General features: G+C 72.2%; 14 protein-coding genes. 4 read left to right on the top strand and 10 right to left on the bottom strand.

Annotated elements, in window-relative coordinates:
* Nucleotides 1–144: 144 nt before the first annotated feature.
* Nucleotides 145–1,995, bottom strand: coding sequence for a long-chain fatty acid--CoA ligase (locus HEP85_RS33010; protein WP_168531153.1), 1,851 nt, complete (start codon nucleotides 1,993–1,995; stop codon nucleotides 145–147).
* A 197-nt stretch (nucleotides 1,996–2,192) separates the two neighbouring features.
* On the opposite strand from HEP85_RS33010, the gene HEP85_RS33005 reads away from it, so the two are divergent.
* Entirely contained in the window at nucleotides 2,193–2,894 is a 702-nt protein-coding gene (locus HEP85_RS33005) for a MerR family transcriptional regulator (protein ID WP_168531151.1), read from the top strand.
* Nucleotides 2,895–3,179: 285 nt separating this feature from the next.
* Here HEP85_RS33005 and HEP85_RS33000 read toward each other — a convergent pair whose 3' ends face one another.
* Genes HEP85_RS33000 through HEP85_RS32980 form a run of 5 tightly spaced genes read right to left on the bottom strand, consistent with a single transcriptional unit; the run spans nucleotide 3,180 to nucleotide 9,241 of the window.
* Nucleotides 3,180–5,384 (bottom strand): 3-hydroxyacyl-CoA dehydrogenase NAD-binding domain-containing protein, encoded by a 2,205-nt coding sequence (locus HEP85_RS33000; protein WP_168531149.1) that lies wholly within the window; start codon nucleotides 5,382–5,384, stop codon nucleotides 3,180–3,182.
* Between the two features lie 47 nt (nucleotides 5,385–5,431).
* The gene (locus HEP85_RS32995) at nucleotides 5,432–6,646 is read right to left on the bottom strand and encodes an acetyl-CoA C-acetyltransferase (RefSeq protein ID WP_168531147.1); all 1,215 of its coding nucleotides are present in this window, start codon (nucleotides 6,644–6,646) and stop codon (nucleotides 5,432–5,434) included.
* A gap of 29 nt (nucleotides 6,647–6,675) precedes the next feature.
* The gene (locus HEP85_RS32990; protein WP_168531145.1) at nucleotides 6,676–7,818 is read right to left on the bottom strand and encodes an acyl-CoA dehydrogenase family protein; all 1,143 of its coding nucleotides are present in this window, start codon (nucleotides 7,816–7,818) and stop codon (nucleotides 6,676–6,678) included.
* Nucleotides 7,815–8,084, bottom strand: a complete 270-nt coding sequence (locus HEP85_RS32985; RefSeq protein WP_329291810.1) for a hypothetical protein — start codon at nucleotides 8,082–8,084, stop codon at nucleotides 7,815–7,817. The genes HEP85_RS32990 and HEP85_RS32985 overlap by 4 nt, the downstream gene beginning before the upstream one ends.
* Nucleotides 8,084–9,241, bottom strand: coding sequence for a CaiB/BaiF CoA-transferase family protein (locus HEP85_RS32980; protein ID WP_168531143.1), 1,158 nt, complete (start codon nucleotides 9,239–9,241; stop codon nucleotides 8,084–8,086). The genes HEP85_RS32985 and HEP85_RS32980 overlap by 1 nt, the downstream gene beginning before the upstream one ends.
* Before the next feature lie 532 nt (nucleotides 9,242–9,773).
* On the opposite strand from HEP85_RS32980, the gene HEP85_RS32975 reads away from it, so the two are divergent.
* Nucleotides 9,774–10,973, top strand: a complete 1,200-nt coding sequence (locus HEP85_RS32975) for a trans-acting enoyl reductase family protein (RefSeq protein WP_168531141.1) — start codon at nucleotides 9,774–9,776, stop codon at nucleotides 10,971–10,973.
* Here HEP85_RS32975 and mmpA read toward each other — a convergent pair.
* The 3 genes from mmpA to HEP85_RS32960 form a co-directional block, all read right to left on the bottom strand.
* Complete coding sequence (gene mmpA, locus HEP85_RS32970) at nucleotides 10,946–11,107, bottom strand: morphogenic membrane protein MmpA (RefSeq protein ID WP_248002158.1); 162 nt, start codon at nucleotides 11,105–11,107, stop codon at nucleotides 10,946–10,948. The two genes, HEP85_RS32975 and mmpA, sit on opposite strands and share 28 nt — an antisense overlap.
* Nucleotides 11,108–11,190: 83 nt before the next feature.
* Nucleotides 11,191–11,880: an endonuclease V gene (locus HEP85_RS32965; protein WP_168531137.1), complete on the bottom strand. Its 690-nt coding sequence runs from the start codon at nucleotides 11,878–11,880 to the stop codon at nucleotides 11,191–11,193.
* A gap of 100 nt (nucleotides 11,881–11,980) precedes the next feature.
* Nucleotides 11,981–13,072, bottom strand: a complete 1,092-nt coding sequence (locus HEP85_RS32960; RefSeq protein ID WP_369657942.1) for a WD40/YVTN/BNR-like repeat-containing protein — start codon at nucleotides 13,070–13,072, stop codon at nucleotides 11,981–11,983.
* A 267-nt stretch (nucleotides 13,073–13,339) separates the two neighbouring features.
* Here HEP85_RS32960 and HEP85_RS32955 point away from each other — a divergent pair, with 267 nt between their 5' ends.
* Entirely contained in the window at nucleotides 13,340–13,756 is a 417-nt protein-coding gene (locus tag HEP85_RS32955) for an SsgA family sporulation/cell division regulator (RefSeq protein ID WP_168534255.1), read from the top strand.
* A 239-nt stretch (nucleotides 13,757–13,995) separates the two neighbouring features.
* Here HEP85_RS32955 and HEP85_RS32950 read toward each other — a convergent pair whose 3' ends face one another.
* Complete coding sequence (locus tag HEP85_RS32950; RefSeq protein WP_168531136.1) at nucleotides 13,996–14,676, bottom strand: GPP34 family phosphoprotein; 681 nt, start codon at nucleotides 14,674–14,676, stop codon at nucleotides 13,996–13,998.
* 305 nt (nucleotides 14,677–14,981) lie between these two features.
* Here HEP85_RS32950 and HEP85_RS32945 point away from each other — a divergent pair, with 305 nt between their 5' ends.
* Entirely contained in the window at nucleotides 14,982–16,607 is a 1,626-nt protein-coding gene (locus tag HEP85_RS32945) for an ABC-F family ATP-binding cassette domain-containing protein (protein ID WP_168531134.1), read from the top strand.
* Nucleotides 16,608–16,610: the final 3 nt, after the last annotated feature.

Genomic DNA, 16,610 nt, shown 5'->3' with positions numbered 1-16,610 from the left:
CGGGTCCGGACATGTCCCGGCCCGTACCTCCCCTGTCGCGGCACGGACCAAGGAGCCACCTTCCCCACGAGTCCACGTGTACGCGATGGCACACCTCACATCGGGGAACATCTCACATGATGATCAAATCAGTCCCGCCGCAGGTCAGAAGGTGTACAGCTGCTCGATCACGTCCCCGTAGCGCTCCTGTACCGCCGTGCGGCGGAGCTTCAGCGAGGGTGTGAGCTCGCCCGTCGCGGGGCTCCATTCCCGGTCGAGCACGCGGTAGCGCCGAATCTGTTCGGTGCGGCTCAGGCGTGTGTTCGCCTGTGCCACGGCGTGCGCGACCGCCTCCGCCAGGTCCGCCGGATCCTCCGCCGCCGCCGGGTCCGGGACGAGCAGGGCGACCAGGTACGGGCGGCCGTCGCCGTGGACGTAGGCCTGGTCGACGACGGGGTGCTCCTTGAGCGTGTTCTCCACGTGGGCGGGCGAGACGTTCTTGCCCGTCGAGGTCACGATCATCTCCTTCTTGCGGCCGGTCAGGCGGAGGAAGCCGTCGTCGCCGATCCGCCCGAGGTCGCCGGTGGCGAACCAGCCCTCCGCGTCGCGGGCGTCCTCCACCGTGCCGTCGGCGCGCAGGTAACCGTCGAAGACGGTCGCGCCGCGCACCAGGATCTCGCCGTCCTCGGCGGTGCGCAGTTCCAGGCCGTCCAGAGGTCTGCCGACCGAGCCCCGGCGGAAGGCGGCGGGGCTGTTGGTCGTGGCGACGCCTATGGTCTCGGTCAGCCCCCAGGCATCCATGATCACCAGTCCGAAGCCCGCCCAGAAGTCCGCCACGTCCGGGGGCATCGGCGCCGAGGCGCTCGCCGTCCACACCAGGCGGTCGAATCCGGCGAGGGCGAGGATCGGGTCGAGCACCCGCTCCTTCTCCGTCCGGTACGCCTCCTCCAGCTCGGCCGGCGGGTCCTCGCCCCGTTCGCGGCACGCCACACGCGCGCGGGCCGTCTCCATGGCCGCGTCCACGTCCGCGCGGCGCCGCGCCGGGAGCCCCGCGAGCGCGGTCCGTACGGCCGCGGCGAGCTTCTCCCACACCCGTGGGACCCCGAAGAACTGGGCCGGACGCAGCTCCCGGGCGATCGCCCCGACCTGCGCCGGATCGGGGCACAGGTACACGTGCGAGGCGCGGAACACCGGCAGGTAGATGCCGAGCATGCGCTCGGCTATGTGCGCGAGGGGGAGGTAGCAGAGGTGCTCGACGTGGTCGGGGAGGTCGACGAGCCGGTTCAGGGCGTGCGCGTTCAGGACGACGTTGCGGTGGGTGACACGCACGCCTCTGGGCTCTCCGGTGGTACCCGAGGTGTAGACGACGGTCAGGGGGTCCGTGGCACGGGTCTCGCGCCAGGCCTTCTCGAAGACGTCCGTGCGCCCCTGGGTGCCCGCCTTCAGCAGGCCCCTCTGTTCCAGCACCCCGCCGTTCTTCTCCAGGACGCCCAGATTCCCCCACGACCCGAGGGGCTCGTGCCCTTTGAGCGATTCGTACGTCCGGTGCGGTCCCGCCTGCGCCGCCTCGGCCACCACGAGGCGCTCCAGTCGGGTGCCGGGGTCCGCCAGCAGCGGTTCCCAGCAGCCGAGTTCGCGAGCGCCCTCGACGATCGCGACACGGGCTCGGCTGTGCCGGGCGATGTGGGCGACCTGTTCGGGTGCCGCGGTGCCGTAGACGGTGACCGGGACGGCGCCCAGGTGGGTCAGGGCCAGGTCACTGAGCCAGTGCTCGGGGCGGTTGGTCATCATCATCAGGACGTGCTCACCGCGCTCGACGCCCAGTGCCGCGTACCCGGCGGCCAGGGTGGCCGCCTCTCGGCGCACCTCGCTCCAGGTGAGCGTGGTCCAGCCGGCATCGATCTCGGTGCGCCAGGACAGGGCCGGGAGATCCCCGTGGTCCTCGGCGTTGCGCAACAGCAGGGCGGGGAGAGTGAGTTCGGCTGGGTCCCCGGGGAGTCGCAGGATCGTGGTCATGACCGCCTCCTGGCGCCATCGGCTCGGCATCGCGCGTCCCGGCCGTCGTGCCGGGCTGACGGATGAACGTACGGAGCGTGCCGGTGGTTCCACGGAGCGTGTCGGGCGGGAACCGCTCCGGACGCTTTCACAACACCGGTGAGACAGCAATACTGTTGCACCTGATCGCTGTACCACCGAAGGGGCGAGGACCTGCCATGACGACGGACACCGAGGGGCCGGCGCTCACGGTCGACGAGCTGGCCGCGCGCGCGGGCGTCACGGTCCGTACGGTCCGCTTCTACAGCACCAGGGGTCTGCTGCCGCCGCCCGTGATCGGCCCCCGCCGGGTGGGGCACTACAGCCAGGAGCACCTGGCCCGGCTCGCGCTCATCGAGGAGTTGCAGCGCCAGGGCATGACCCTGGCCGCGATCGAGCGTCATCTGCGGCAGCTGCCGTCCGACCTGAGCGCCCGCGATCTCGCTCTCCACCGTGCGGTGGTGGCCTCCTGGGCACCGGACGCGGCGGAGGACGTGACGCGCGAGGAGCTGGAGCGGCGGGCGGGCCGGCCGCTGGAGGAGGAGCATCTGGAGCGGCTCGTCGCGATGAACGTCGTCGAGCGGGCCGGGGACTCCTTCCGGGTCGACCCCGGGCTGCTGGGGCTCGGCGTCCAGCTCCTCGACGTACCGCTGGCACACGGGACGATTCTCGCGGCGCAGGGTGTCCTGCTGGAGCACTCGCGTGCCGTGGCGCACGAACTGTCCACGCTGCTGCGGGAGGCGGTGGGCCGGCACGAGTCCGCGGCGGCGGTGCGATCGCTGTCGGCGCACATGCAGCCGCTGGTGGTGCAGGCGCTGCTGACCACGTTCCAGCGCTCCCTCAAGCGGGAGCTGCGGGAGTGGCTGGAGGAGGAGTCCTGAGCCGGCCGGGACGACAGGCCGATCGAGGCGCACGGGTCGGCCGGGACGACAGGCCGATCGAGGCGCACGGGTCGGCCGGGACGACAGGCCGATCGAGGCGCACGGGTCGGCCGGGACGACAGGCCGATCGAGGCGCACGGGTCGGCCGGGACGACAGGTCCCATGGTTCACACGTGCGCCGGACCGCGCCACCACGTGAGCGCTCCTGGGGGCGGGAGCCGGTCCGCCGGTCGGCGTCCGGGCCCCGCCCCGGGGAGCGGGAGCGGCGTACCGCTCAGTGGCGGGTCACTTTCCGGCGGGTGACGCCGCGCTCTTCCTGTCGCTGAACCGCTCGCCCTTCGCCGCCTTGTCGACGAGCAGCGCGGGCGGGTTGAACCGCTCCCCGTAGCGCTCGGCGAGTTCCCGCGCGCGGGCCACGAATCCGGGCAGTCCTCCCTCGTAGCCGTTGATGTACTGCAGGACGCCGCCCGTCCAGCCCGGGAAACCGATGCCGAAGATGGACCCGATGTTGGCGTCCGCGACGGAGGTCAGCACGCCCTCCTCCACAAGCCGGACGGTGTCCAGCGCCTCGGAGAAGAGCATGCGCTCCTGCATGTCGCGGAACGGGATCTCGTACCCGGGCTTGGTGTAGTGCTCGCGCAGTCCCGGCCACAGCCTGCCGCGCCGGCCGTCCTCGCCGTACTCGTAGAAGCCGCCGCCGCCGCTGCGGCCGGGGCGGCCGAACTCGTCGACCATGCGGTCGATGACCGCCTCCGCGGGGTGCGTCTGCCAGGTGCCGCCCGCCTCCTCGACGGCCTGCTTCGACTCCTTGCGGATCTTGCGCGGCAGGGTGAGCGTCAGCTCGTCCATCAGGGACAGGACCTTGGCGGGGTAGCCCGCCTGGGCGGCGGCCTGCTCGACGGAGGCGGGCTCGATGCCCTCGCCGACCATCGCGACGCCCTCGTTGATGAAGTGCCCGATGACACGGGAGGTGAAGAAGCCGCGCGAGTCGTTGACGACGATCGGGGTCTTCTTGATCCGGCGCACCAGGTCGAAGGCGCGGGCCAGTGCCTCGTCCCCGGTCCGCTCGCCCTTGATGATCTCGACCAGCGGCATCTTGTCGACGGGCGAGAAGAAGTGCAGTCCGATGAAGTCGTCCTGCCGCTCCACACCCTCGGCGAGCACGGTGATCGGCAGGGTCGAGGTGTTGGAGCAGAGCAGCGCGTCGGGCTCGACGATGTTCTGGATCTCCTGGAACACCTTGTGCTTGAGCGCGGTGTCCTCGAAGACCGCCTCGATCACGGCGTCGCAGCCGGCCAGGTCGTTCGGGTCGGCGGTGGCGGTGATGCGGGCGAGGAGCTCGTCGGCCTGCTCCTGGGTCGTACGGCCCCGGGACACGGCCTTGGCGCAGAGCTTCTCGGAGTAGGCACGGCCCTTGGCCGCCGCTTCCGCGGACACGTCCTTGAGGACGACGTCGATACCCGCCCGGGCGCAGGAGTAGGCGATGCCCGCACCCATCATCCCGGCGCCCAGGACGGCGACCCTGCGGACCGGACGCGGCTCGATGCCCTGGGGCCGGTTGGCGCCGGAGTTGACGGCCTGGAGGTCGAAGAAGAACGCCTGGATCATGTTCTTCGAGGTCTGTCCGGTGACCAGCTCGGTGAAGTACCGCGCCTCGATGACGAGGGCGGTCTCGAAGTCGACCTGGGAGCCCTCCACGGCGGCCGCCATGATGTTGCGCGGAGCCGGGTACGGGGCGCCGCCCAGCTGCTTGCGCAGGTTGGCCGGGAACGCGGGGAGGTTGGCGGCGAACTTCGGGTTCGACGGCGTACCGCCGGGGATCTTGTAGCCCGGCTTGTCCCAGGGCTGCTGTGACTCCGGGTTGGCGTCGATGAACGCGCGTGCCTTGGCGAGCATCTCCTCGGAGGTGGCGGCCACTTCGTGGACCAGTCCGTTCTCCAGGGCGCGCCGCGGGGAGTACTGGGTGCCCTGGAGCAGCACCTTGAGGAGGGCGTCGGTGATGCCCATGAGGCGAACGGTGCGGGTGACGCCGCCGCCCGCGGGCAGCAGGCCGAGGGTGACCTCGGGCAGGCCGATCTTGGAGCCGGGGGCGTCCAAGGCGACGCGGTGGTGGGAGGCGAGGGCGATCTCGTAACCTCCGCCGAGGGCCGCGCCGTTGACGGCGGCGACCACCGGCTTGCCCAGGGTCTCGATGCGGCGCAGCGAGGATTTGATGGCCGTACCGGTGTCGAAGACCTGCTGGGCGTTGTCCGGGCCTGCCTGGATCATGTCCTTGAGGTCGCCGCCCGCGAAGAAGGTCTTCTTGGCGGAGGTGTAGATGATGCCGCGGATGGAGTCCTTCTCGGCCTCGGCGCGCTCGGCGACGGCCGCGATCGAGTCCTTGAAGGCCTGGTTCATCGTGTTGGCGGACTGGTTGGGGTCGTCGAGGACGAGGGTGACGACGCCGGTCTCGTCCTGTTCCCAGCGGATGGTGGTGGGCTCAGTGCTCATCAGGGGTGCTCCGTTAGATGCGTGGGTCCGTTGATCCGTGGGAAAGGTCAGACGCGCTCGACGATGGTGGCGATGCCCATGCCGCCGCCCACGCACAGGGTGGCGAGGCCGTAGCGCTTGTCCTGGCGTTCCAGTTCGTCGACGAGGCTGCCGAGGATCATCGCGCCGGTGGCGCCGAGCGGGTGGCCGAGCGCGATCGCTCCGCCGTTGACGTTCACCTTGTCCAGGGAGAGGCCCATGTCCTTCACGAAGCGCAGGACGACCGCGGCGAAGGCCTCGTTGATCTCGACGAGGTCGATGTCGTCGATGCTCAGCCCGGCCTTGGCGAGCGCCTTGCGGGTGGCGGGCGCGGGGCCGGTGAGCATGATGGTGGGCTCGGAGCCGGAGACGGCCGCGGCGACGATCCGGGCGCGCGGGGTGAGGCCGTGACGCTCGCCGACCTCCTTCGAGCCGATGGCGACCAGGGAGGCGCCGTCGACGATGCCGGAGGAGTTGCCCGCGTGGTGGACGTGGTCGATCCGCTCGACCCAGTGGTACTTCTGCAGGGCCACGGCGTCGAAGCCGCCGAGCTCGCCGATGTCCGCGAACGAGGCCTTCAGCTTGCCGAGCGAGTCGGCGGTGGTGCCGGGGCGCATGTGCTCGTCGTGGTCGAGGACGACGAGCCCGCTGCGGTCCTTGACGGGGACGACGGACTTCTCGAAGCGGCCGTCCTTCCAGGCGGCGGCGGCACGCTCCTGGGACAGGGCCGCGTACTCGTCGACGTCCCGCCGCGAGAAGCCCTCGATGGTGGCGATGAGGTCGGCGCCGATGCCCTGGGGCGCGAAGTTGGTGGCGATGTTGGTCATCGGGTCGGCGAACCAGGCGCCGCCGTCCGAGGCCATCGGCACCCGCGACATCGACTCGACGCCGCCCGCGAGCACCAGGTCCTCCCAGCCGGAGCGGACCTTCATCGCGGCCAGGTTGACGGCTTCCAGGCCCGAGGCGCAGAAGCGGTTCTCCTGGACGCCGGCGACCGTGTCGGGCAGTCCGGCGGCGATCGCGGAGATACGGGCGATGTCGGAGCCCTGGTCGCCGACGGGGCCCACGACGCCGAGCACGATGTCGTCGATCGCGGCCGGGTCGAGGCCCGGGAGGCGGCGCTGGATCTCGTGGATGAGCCCGACGACCAGGTCGATGGGCTTGGTGCCGTGCAGGGCGCCGTTCGCCTTGCCGCGGCCGCGCGGGGTGCGGATCGCGTCGTACACGTACGCTTCGGTGGTCACGGTGAGCCTTTCGGGGAGGGTGCGGAGGGTCAGCCGAGCAGGGAGCGTCCGATGATCTCCTTCATGATCTCGGTGGTCCCGCCGTAGATGGTCTGGATGCGGCCGTCGGTGAAGGCCCGCGCGACGCGGTACTCCGTCATGTAGCCGTAGCCGCCGTGCAGTTGCAGGCAGCGGTCGGCGACACGCTTCTGCAGTTCGGTGGCCCACCACTTGGCCATCGAGGCGTGCACGGCGTCGAGTTCCCCGTTCGAGTGGTCGACGATGCAGCGGTCGAGGAACGTCCGGGTGACGGCGCACTCGGTCGCCATCTCGGCTATCTCGAAGCGGATGTGCTGGAGCTTGGACAGCGGCCGCCCGAAGGCCTCGCGCTCCTTGACGTACCGCGTGGTGATGTCCAGCAGGTGTTCGGCGGCGGCGATCCCGGCGACGGCGATGCCCATGCGCTCCTGGGCGAGGTTCGTCATGAGGTGCACGAAGGCTCCGTTGAGCTCGCCGAGCAGGTTCTCCTTGGGGACGCGGACGTCGTGGAAGAACAGTTCGGCCGTGTCCTGGGCCTTCTGTCCGATCTTGTCGAGGTTGCGGCCACGCTCGAAGCCTTCCATGCCGCGCTCGACCACCAGCAGAGACAGGCCGTGGGCACCGCCTTCGGGGGTCGTCCGGGCGACGACGATCACGAGGTCGGCCAGGATCCCGTTGGAGATGAAGGTCTTGGAGCCGTTGAGCAGCCAGTGGTCGCCCCGGTCCTCGGCGTGTGTCCTGATGCCCTGGAGGTCGGATCCCGCGCCGGGCTCGGTCATCGCGATCGCGGTGATCAGCGAGCCGTCGCAGAAGCCGGGCAGCCAGCGCCGCCGCTGCTCCTCGGTGCCCAGACCGGTCAGATACGGCCCGATGATGTCGTTGTGCAGGCCGAGGGCGAGACCCGCGGCTCCCGCGTGCGTGAACTCCTCGGCGAGTACGGCGCTGTAGCGGAAGTCGGCGTTGCCGCCGCCTCCGTACTCCTCCGGTACGGCGAGTCCGAGCAGCCCCTGTGTCCCGGCCGCCCGCCAGGCCTCGCGCGAGACGATGCCGTCCTTCTCCCACTGGTCGTAGTACGGCGTCACCTCCTTGGCGAGGAAGGTGCGCACGGTCGCGCGGAACGCGTCGTGCTCGGTACCGAAGATCTGCCGCTTCATGCGTGTCCCCTCCTGGAGCCGGCTCTTGACGGTCTCGGCCGGCCGGCCCGGTACCGGACCCCGACCGGGATGACGTCGAGCATGTCGGCCGCGGCCCCCCGGAAGGCCTCGACACGCTCGCGTACGTGGCCTTCGGGCCCGCACGGCGAGATCGGCTCGCGGCACGCGTCCGGGACGGCGGCCTCCGCCTCCTTCTTCGGGCCGGCGGCCGCGGCGAGGGCCTGCCGGGCCTCGCGCGCGTGGCCGGTCGGGAAGGAGAGCCGCATCAGCCGCCGTCCTTCGTCCGCTCGGCCTCGGCCTCGGCCAGGTGGGGTAGGCCCCAGTCGCGGGCCACGTCGGCCGCGCCCGTGCCGGGCAGGGCGGGGCCGGAGCGGACGGACGTGCGGGTCACGGAGAAGCGGGGCGCGGGGGCGGGCTGGGTGATGCCACCGTGGTCGGTGAAGGTGCCGCGGGCGGCGAGATGGGGGTGCGCGGGAGCTTCGCCCAGCGACAGGACGGGGGCCACGCACGCGTCGGAGCCGTCGAAGACAGCGGTCCACTCCTGCCTGGTACGGGTTCTGAAGCGCGCGGCGACCGTGGCGCGCAGCGCGTCCCAACGGGCCACGTCCGTGCGGGCGCCCGCGTGCTCCTCGATGCCGAGCAGCCGCACGAACTCGTCGTAGAACCGGGCTTCGAGGGCGCCCACCGCCATGTACTTCCCGTCGGAGGTCTCGTACGTCCCGTAGTACGGGCAGCCGCCGTCCAGGAGGTTGGCGCCGCGCCGGTCCTGCCAGCCGCCGGCGGCGACCATGCCGTGGATCATCGAGGAGAGGTGTGCGGTGCCGTCCACGATCGCCGCGTCCACGACCTGTCCGGCGCCGGTCGCGCGGGCGTGGTGGAGCGCGGCGAGGACACCGACGACGAGGTAGAGCGAGCCGCCCGCGTAGTCCCCGACGAGGTTCGCCGGGACCGCGGGGGGTTCGTCCGGCCTGCCGATCATGCCGAGGACGCCGGTCGGGGCGATGTACGCGATGTCGTGCCCGGCGCGCTGGGCGAGCGGGCCCTGCTGGCCCCAGCCGGTCATGCGTCCGTAGACGAGGCGGGGGTTGCGCGCGTGACAGGCCCCGGGGCCCACGCCGAGGCGCTCGGCCACGCCGGGACGGAAACCCTCGACGAGGACGTCCGCGCGTTCGACCAGGTCGAGGACGCGGGCCGGGCCGTCCTCGGACTTCAGGTCGATCACGACGGACCGCTTGTTGCGGTTGGTGACGTCGTACTCCGGATCGATCCCGAGCCCCGGTCCGCCGGGCCGGTCCACGCGGACGACGTCCGCGCCGAGGTCGGCGAGGAGCATGGCGGCGAACGGGCCGGGACCGATGCCCGCCAACTCGACCACGCGCACCCCGGCCAGCGGGCCGTGCGCCGTCGTCCCTGCCACTGCCATCAAGCCCCCAGCACTGTGACACCACTGATGTGACATCAGAGATGTTAAGAACGTGTTCCACGCCGGGCAAGCCCTGGCGAGCAAGCGCTTAGTTAAATCCCCGGGAGGGGATCGCGGAGAGGCCCGTCCGTACCCTGCCGAAACGCGCCGGACCCGGGCGTATCAGCTGATTCCGCACTCCACGGCCTCGGCACCGGGCCTCGGGGGGATATCCGTGCCCGGCCGGATCCGAGCGCGCCGGGCACGGGGGCGCCCGGGGCACTCGGCACGGGGGCCTCCGGGGCAGCACTCGGCACGATGCGGGCGGAGTCGGCGGACCGGGCGGCACCCGGCAGCGGGCGGCCGGACTCACGCACACGCGCGCACCGTCTCAGGGCGCTCCCCGGCACGGCCACGGTCACCTCCGGCCTCTTCGCCCGACCTCGTCGTCCGGCTGTTCGTACCTCACGCTAGCCTCAGCCACCGACAACGGCGCTTCGCGCACGGCAGCGGGGGCACCGCCCGCTCGCGCGCGGTCGAGAGTGGGAGTGTCATGAGCAGGGCGAAAGAGACGGATCGCGCGTACGACATCGTGCTCTTCGGAGCCACGGGCTTCGTCGGGGCGCTCACCGCGGAGTACCTCGCCGCGCACGCGCCCGAGGGGCTGCGCTGGGCGATCGCGGGGCGCGACCGGAAGAAGCTGGAGCGGCTGCGCGAACGGCTGCCCGGTACCCCCGACGTCATCCGGGCGGACGTCTCCGATCCGGCGTCGCTGCGTGAACTGGCCCGGGGCGCACGCGTGGTGGCCACGACGGTCGGGCCGTACATCGTGCACGGCGAGGAACTGGTCGCCGCCTGCGCCGACGCGGGCACCGACTATCTGGACCTCACCGGTGAACCCGAGTTCGTGGACCTGATGTACGTCCGGCACGACGCGCGCGCCCGGGAGACCGGGGCCCGGCTCGTGCACGCCTGCGGCTTCGACTCGGTCCCGCACGACCTGGGCGCGTACTTCACGGTGCGCCAACTGCCCGAGGGCGTACCGCTGAGGGTCGACGGATTCGTGCGCACCCAGGCGATGTTCTCCGGCGGCACGTTCGCCTCCGCGCTCACCCAGTTCGCGCGCGGCCGCCAGATCCTGACCGCGGCCCGGGACCGCGGGCGGCACGAACCGCGGCTGATGGAACGGCGTGTGTCCGCGCCGGTGAGCGCGCCCCGGTACGCCAAGGAGGTCGGCGCCTGGGCCCTCCCGCTGCCCACGATCGACCCGCAGATCGTGCAACGTTCGGCGCGGGCGCTCCAGCGGTACGGGCCCGACTTCCGCTACCGCCACTACGCGGCCGTCCAGCGGCTGCCGATCGCGGTGGGCGGGGTCGCCGCCGTCGGCGCGGTGTTCGCGGCCGCCCAACTGCCGCCCGCGCGGCGGTGGCTGTCCGACCGGATCAAGCCGGGCGAGGGGCCGAGCGCCGCACGGCGGGCCAGGAGCTGGTTCTCCGTGCGGTTCGTCGGCGAGGGCGGCGGGCAGCGGGTGTTCACCGAGGTCGCGGGCGGTGACCCCGGCTACGACGAGACCGCCAAGATGTTCGCCGAGTCCGCGCTGTCGCTCGCCTTCGACGACCTGCCCCGAACGGCCGGTCAGGTCACGACGGCGGTGGCGATGGGCGACGCGCTCATCGCACGGCTCCGCGCGGCGGGGATCACCTTCCGGGTCGCGGACTCCCGGGCCTACAGCGGCCACTCCAGCACCGTGTAGATCATTCCGCCCACCCAGCCGACCCCGGCGACGACGGAGAGGACCAGCGCGGCCGTCACGGCACGCTCGTCGGGCTGTGCGGGGCCGGGGCCGTCCCGGCGGGCGGCGGGCTTCGGGGACCGGTGCGTCGTCATACGGCACAGCCTGCCGGTCACCCGGGTGCCGGCACATCCGTACAAGTACTCAGAACGCGTACGCGGTCAACGGGCGGAGCCGGTCAAGGCGTTGCCTCCTGAAGGGCCCGCCTGCACAGGGAGTCCGCCCGCCGGGTGGTCTCCGGGAGGCGGTACTTCGGGGTGAGCGCCAGCGTGTGCGCGCACGCGTGGTCCAGGCTCACCCGGTGGCCGACGGACACGAACACCGGTTTGACGCCGTCCCGGGTGCGCAGCGCCCGTCCCACCTCGTCCGCGCCGGCGAGCAGGGGGGACGCGCTGCCGCGCGGGGCACCGGGTTCCTGGTACGCGAAGGTGAACGGGTTCTTGGCGACCCCGATCGTGGGAAGCCCGGTGAGTACGCCGAGGTGGCTGGCGAGGCCGAACCGGCGCGGGTGGGCGAGACCGTATCCGTCGCAGACGACGAGGCCCGGCGGGCACGGCAGGGTGTCGAGCGCGGCCAGCACCGTCGGGATCTCACGGAAGGCGAGCAGCCCGGGGACGTACGGGAAGGAGACCTGTCCGACGGCGGTGGCCTCGGCGACGACGCGCAGGGACGCGGCGTCGAGCACGACGGCGGCGGCCACGACGAGGTCCCGCTCGTCGTCGTAGGCCACGTCGACGCCCGTCACCGTGCCGGTGCCGGGCGGCGGTCCCGGCTCGTCGAGCACCACCCGCCCGCGCAGCTCGTCCTGCGCGGCGCGGGCCTGCTCCTCCGTCGCGGGCCAACCCGCGGGAACGCGTACGGTCTTCATGGTGCCGACGAGCCTACGGGGCCGTCCGGCGGGCGGACCGGCCGGGCCGCGCCCGCCTCCGGCCCGGTGCCGCCGCTCCTCGCCCGGCCCCGGCCCCGGGTCAGCGCTCCAGACGTGCGACCCGGCCCTTCTCACCGGCGGCCCAGCAGCCCAGGTCGGGAGCGCAGGCCACGGTGTCGTAGGAGCCGGTGTCCAGGGTCCGCCAGGTGCGCCCGCCGTCGGTCGTGAGGTCGGTGCCGGTCGGGCCGACCGCGAGGGCGGAGGTACGGCTGTGCGGGAGCCAGGCGACGCCGGAGCGGTAGGCGGGCGGCGGGCGGCCGGCCGGGGTCCAGGCGCGGCCGCCGTCGCCGCTGACGGCCGCCGCCCGCGGGGACGTCTGGTCGGCGCGGTAGTCGCCGCCGACCGCGAGGCCGTGGGCCCGGTCGCGGAAGGCGAGGGCGAAGACACCGCGTGCCGGATCGCCGGCCGGGATCGGTGTGTCGGCCGCCTTCCAGGTCAGTCCGCGGTCGGCGGAGTGCAGCACGCGCGCGTGCGCGCCTCCGCCGGTCGCCAGCCACACGTCTCGCGGCCCCGCGCTCACCAGGCACTGCCCGCTCGCCGCGAACCCCGCCTCACCCTCCTGCGCGGCGGGCATGCCGTCACCGGGCAGCACCTTCCAGGAGCGCCCGCCGTCGTGCGTGGACAGGATGCGGAACCTGCCGTCCACCGGGTCGCTCATCGCCAGGCCGTGGCGCCGGTCGAAGAAGGTGAGGCAGTCGTAGAAGGCCTTCGGATCGGTGTTGCGGAAGGACTCGGTCCAGGTCGCGCCGCCGTCGTCGGTGCGGAAGACCCGGGACGCCTCGCCCTCGCCGATGGTCAGGGCCACGGCGCGCCGTGCGTCGAACGCCTCGATGTCGCGGAACTCCAGTGCGGCCGCGCCGGGCGGCGAGACGTCGCGCCAGTTCGCGCCGCCGTCCGTGGTGCGCAGCACGGTGCCCTTCGATCCGGCCACCCAGGCGGTGTTCCGGCTGACGGCGGACAGTCCGCGGAACCGTGCGTCCGTACCGCTGTCCTTGAGTTCCCAGTGGGCGGCCTTCCCGGTTCCGTGCGCCTGCGCGGGTGCCGCCGCCGTCAGCGCGGCGGCGAACGCGGCCGCGCACAGTCCCACGGCGATCGCCCGGCTCGTACGTCTCGTCTTCCCCAAGCCCCTCATGGCGGGCGAAGCTAGCCCACTCGCCCGGCTCCGTCCAGATGTCCTCGGCGGGAACCCTGGGGCGCCGGTTGGTGTCCTCTCCGGTATCGCGGGCACGCGGGGGACTGGAAATGGATCATCACGTCCGCCGCGGGCGACCGCGTGGGAGGGCTCGGTGACAGATGTCACTCGGGTCCCAGGTGCACTGAACGGCTCGTTCTTTCGTCTCTTCAGATGCCTGGCCTCATCCGCCCGAAGTTCGTCCAGCCGTCACAAGGGAGCAAGGCGTTGTCCACCGTCATCGAGCAGCCCGTAGAGGCCCGTCTCGTCGCCGCCGCGCCGCGGATGCCGAGCATTCCCGCAACGCTTCACTACGACCGGAGCGACCCCTTCGCCGTCCGTATGACCTTCCCGGCGCCGGCCACGCTGGAGGGCGTCGAGGTGTGCTGGACTTTCGCGCGCGAACTGCTCGCCTCCGGCATGGAGGACGCCGTGGGGTACGGCGACGTCCGGGTGCGGCCGTACGGCTACGACCGCACCGTTCTGGAGTTCCACGCCCCCGAGGGCACCGCCGTGGTGCATGTGCGCTCGGGCGAGATGCGGCACTTCCTGCGGCGCACGACCGAGCTGGTGCCCGTCGGGCACGAACACCTCCAGGTCGACCTGGACCACGACCTGGCGGAACTCATGCGGGGTACCTGCTGACCCGGTGCGCCGCCACGCACGCGCGTTTCCGGAGCCGGGCGCGGCCCGGCCCCCCGGCGGACGGTGCTCCGAGCCGGTGAGCGCGGGGGCGGAGCGGGCCCGGGCACACACCACGAGCGATGTGAGCGTCCGCGGGTCGACGGCCCCGACGACGAGAGCCCCGCGCGCCCCACGCGCCCCGGCGGCGCGGCACGCCGCACGTCCGTTCCGCGGCACCAGGGGCCGGCACCACCGCCCGGTCAGCCGCCCGACGCCGCTCCCGCGGTCGAGGCCGCGGTGGCCGCCACGATCATCGCCGTACGCACTTCCTGGATGACCTTCTTCAGCGCCGGGGCCGCCGCTCCGCTGCGCTCGGTGAGCTCCTCGATGCGCTCCTTGTACAGCTTGCGGTCCTTGCCCGGTGCGAGGGTGCGCAGTTCGGCCGCGGCGGCGAGGGCGACGAGGGCCGCGTCGCGGTCGGAGACCTCCGTGACGGGCAGCGGCCCCCGCAGGACCGCCCGCGCCTCCTCCCGCAGCGCGTCCACCGCCGCCACCCGCTCCAGCCGGTAGTCGACGGACGGGAAGAGCCCCAGCATCCGTTTCTTCCCCGCGCGCAGATATCCCTCGGCGGCGAGCTGCGCGCGGACCGCGTCGAGGGTGACGCGTGCCCGGAGGGTCACCCAGGTCTTCCACTTCCGCGGCCGGGACTCCTCCACGAGTTCCAGCAGTCCGTCGAGGGCGAGGTCACCCGTGCGGACGTCGACGTCCACCGGCGTGGCGATGCCGTCCACGTCGGCAAGCAGTCCGCGCTGGGCCAGTTCCGTGAGCGCGCCGGCCCTGACCAGATGGTGGAGGTGGGTCTCGCCGGTGACCTTGAGTCGCGTGGTGTCCCAGGACAGCAGGTAGAGCCGGGCGGGCAGCGACAGCGGGCCGTTGGGCACGGGGGCTCCTTCGGGGGACGGGCCGTGGACGGGGTCGGCCACGTTAATGCGTTGACAGGCCTAGTACCCGTTCCTACGGTGTACAGCGGTTCTGTTGCCGTCGAACGGAGAAGGACGTTGCTCTACTGAGGTCGGAAGACACCGCTTCCCACCACCCGCCGTTTCCGGCCGGTGCGTGCGTGGCGTGCGACCTCGGTGCATGAGCCGCCCTTCTGTCACGGGACTCTCACCTCTCTCTGCGGTCCGCCGCCCCGCGGTGTCTCACACGCGTTGCCCTTGACCCCCTCAAGCAACCGCGAGGCCCCATGTCTGTATCCATCACCTGTACCTCCCTCTCCTTCGCCTGGCCGGACGGCTCCACCGTCTTCGACGACCTGCGGATCGCCTTCGGCCCCGGCAGGACCGGGCTCGTCGGCGTCAACGGATCGGGAAAGACGACCCTGTTGAAGCTCATCGCGGGAGAACTCACCCCGGCCGACGGCACGGTGCGTGTCGCGGGCGAGGTCGGGTACCTCCCGCAGAACGTCACGCTCGACACCGGCCTCAGGGTCGACGAGGTGCTCGGTATCGCCGCCACCCGCGCCGCGCTGCACGCCATCGAGGCGGGCGACGCGGCCGCGCAGCACTTCGAGACCGTCGGCGACGACTGGGACGTCGAGGAGCGCGCGCTCGCGACGCTCGGCGAGCTCGGTCTCGGCCACATCGGACTGGACCGCACCATCGGCGAGGTGTCCGGCGGCGAGTCGGTGCTGCTCCGGCTGGCCTCGCTCCTGCTGCGCCGGCCCGACGTACTGCTGCTGGACGAACCCACCAACAACCTCGACCTGTACGCGCGACGCCGGCTGTACGCGGCCGTCGAGGCGTGGTCCGGGGTCATGGTCGTGGTCAGCCACGACCGTGAGCTGCTGGACCTGGTCGACCAGATCGCCGATCTGCGCTCCGGCGAGGTCACCTGGTTCGGGGGCAACTTCTCCGCGTACGAGGAGGCGCTCGCCGACGAGCAGGAGGCCGCGGAGCGCATGGTGCGCGTCGCCGAGGCCGATCTGCGCAAGCAGAAGCGCGAGCTGGTCGACGCGCAGGTCAAGCTGGCCCGCCGCAAGCGGTACGGCCAGAAGATGAACGACCAGAAGCGCGAGCCGAAGATCGTCATGGGGGCGCGCAAACGGGCCGCCCAGGAATCCGCGGGCAAGCACCGCATCATGCACGAGGAGCGGCTCGCCGAGGCGAAGGGACGGCTCGACGACGCGGTGGAGGCGGTCAGGGACGACGACGAGATCCGCGTCGACCTGCCGTACACGGCCGTGCCGCCCGGCCGTACCGTCCTCACGCTGGAGAAGCTGGAGCTGAGGTACGGCGCGCGGGTGGACGGCCTGTTCGATCTGCGCGGACCCGAGCGGATCGCGCTGATCGGGCGCAACGGCGCGGGCAAGACCACGCTGCTGCGGACGATCGCCGGGGAACTGGCCCCGGTGTCCGGCGAGGCCCGGACCCACGTGCCGACACGTTTCCTGCCCCAGCGGCTCGATGTCCTCGACGACGAGCTGACGGTCGCCGAGAACGTGGCCCGTTTCGCACCGGACGCCACCAACAACCGGATCCGGGCGCGGCTCGCCCGCTTCCTCTTCAAGGGGGCGCGGGCCGATCAGCGGGCGGCGACCCTCTCCGGCGGCGAACGCTTCCGGGCGGCGCTGGCGGCGCTGATGCTGGCCGATCCCGCGCCGCAGCTCCTGATGCTCGACGAGCCGACGAACAACCTCGACATGGCGAGCGTCCGGCAGCTCACCACGGCCCTGGACTCGTACGAGGGCGCGCTGATCGTCGCCGGCCACGACGTGCCGTTCCTGGAGTCGATCGGAATCACACGCTGGCTGGTGCTGGAAGGAGGAGAACTGAAAGAAACCACGCCGGAAGCTGTCGGGTATCCCGCATAGCGG

This window comes from Streptomyces sp. RPA4-2 (assembly GCF_012273515.2).
Taxonomy (GTDB): domain Bacteria; phylum Actinomycetota; class Actinomycetes; order Streptomycetales; family Streptomycetaceae; genus Streptomyces; species Streptomyces kaempferi.
This window is presented reverse-complemented; position numbering and strand designations above follow the sequence as displayed.

Coding starts and splice junctions, on each gene's coding strand:
- HEP85_RS33010 (WP_168531153.1), bottom strand. CDS start 1,995: ATGACCACGATCCTGCGACTCCCCGGGGACCCAGCCGAACTCACTCTC.
- HEP85_RS33005 (WP_168531151.1), top strand. CDS start 2,193: ATGACGACGGACACCGAGGGGCCGGCGCTCACGGTCGACGAGCTGGCC.
- HEP85_RS33000 (WP_168531149.1), bottom strand. CDS start 5,384: ATGAGCACTGAGCCCACCACCATCCGCTGGGAACAGGACGAGACCGGC.
- HEP85_RS32990 (WP_168531145.1), bottom strand. CDS start 7,818: ATGAAGCGGCAGATCTTCGGTACCGAGCACGACGCGTTCCGCGCGACC.
- HEP85_RS32985 (WP_329291810.1), bottom strand. CDS start 8,084: ATGCGGCTCTCCTTCCCGACCGGCCACGCGCGCGAGGCCCGGCAGGCC.
- HEP85_RS32980 (WP_168531143.1), bottom strand. CDS start 9,241: ATGGCAGTGGCAGGGACGACGGCGCACGGCCCGCTGGCCGGGGTGCGC.
- HEP85_RS32975 (WP_168531141.1), top strand. CDS start 9,774: ATGAGCAGGGCGAAAGAGACGGATCGCGCGTACGACATCGTGCTCTTC.
- mmpA (WP_248002158.1), bottom strand. CDS start 11,107: ATGACGACGCACCGGTCCCCGAAGCCCGCCGCCCGCCGGGACGGCCCC.
- HEP85_RS32965 (WP_168531137.1), bottom strand. CDS start 11,880: ATGAAGACCGTACGCGTTCCCGCGGGTTGGCCCGCGACGGAGGAGCAG.
- HEP85_RS32960 (WP_369657942.1), bottom strand. CDS start 13,072: ATGAGGGGCTTGGGGAAGACGAGACGTACGAGCCGGGCGATCGCCGTG.
- HEP85_RS32945 (WP_168531134.1), top strand. CDS start 14,982: ATGTCTGTATCCATCACCTGTACCTCCCTCTCCTTCGCCTGGCCGGAC.